This window comes from Streptomyces natalensis ATCC 27448 (assembly GCF_000935125.1).
Classification (GTDB): domain Bacteria; phylum Actinomycetota; class Actinomycetes; order Streptomycetales; family Streptomycetaceae; genus Streptomyces; species Streptomyces natalensis.
In genome coordinates this window covers 1-897 of sequence record NZ_JRKI01000053.1, presented here as the reverse complement: position 1 = coordinate 897, position 897 = coordinate 1, and the positions used below count along the sequence as shown (strand labels likewise).

Here is an 897-nt window from a genome sequence, read left to right as displayed (position 1 = left end):
AGTGGGCATTTAGAGATGGCCTGTGTCGGTAAGTAACTTTCGCGGCCGTCAGGCTTGAGGCATCTGCCCTATACATGCACCCTCGCGTCCATAGAGCTGCGGACTTGGACGCCTGTTTGCTCCGGTTCTCATGCACGAAGTCCGTCTGGTTTGAAGATCAGGCAGAAACGCCCAGCAGCAGCGGAACAGCACCGTCCGCCGCATCCATGATCACGCTACGCCGTGAGCCAGCGGAAGCCGTACCCCAGCGACCTGTCCGACGCCCGATGGGCCTTAATCGAGCCGACGTTGACGGCCTGGAGAAAGGCCCGGCTCGACCGCAGGCCCACCGGGCAGCCGGCCAAGGTCGACCTGCGCGACGTATTCAACGCACTCCTCTACATCAACCGCACCGGAATCCCCTGGAAATACCTCCCGCACGACTTCCCCAACCACGGCACTGTCTACGCCTACTACGCCGCCTGGCGCGACGAGGGAATCCTCGCCCAGCTCAACTACGACCTGACCGGCCTGGCCCGCGTGAAGGAAGGACGCAAGCCCGAACCGACCGCTTCCGTGATCGACACCCAGAGCGTGAAGACCTCCACCAATGTGCCCCTGACCAGCCAGGGAACCGACGCCGCCAAGAAGATCGTCGGCAGGAAACGGGGCATCCTCACCGACACGATCGGACTCATCCTCGCCGTGACCGTCACCGCCGCGAGCCTGTCCGAGAATGCCGTCGGAATCCAGCTCCTCGACCAAGCCAAGAAGACCTACCCGACCATCTCCAAGAGCTGGGTCGACACCGGCTTCAAGAACGCCGTCATCGAGCACGGCGCCAGCCTCGGAATCGACGTCGAAGTCGTCAACAGAAACCCAGGAGTTCGCGGCTTCCACGTCGTCAAAAGGCGCTGG

General features: G+C 62.8%; 1 protein-coding gene. It reads left to right on the top strand.

What is annotated here, in order from left to right; genetic code table 11:
• Positions 1–222 precede the first annotated feature (222 nt).
• The coding region (locus SNA_RS29915) for an IS5 family transposase (RefSeq protein ID WP_044367721.1) at positions 223–897 on the top strand (675 nt) is incomplete at its 3' end.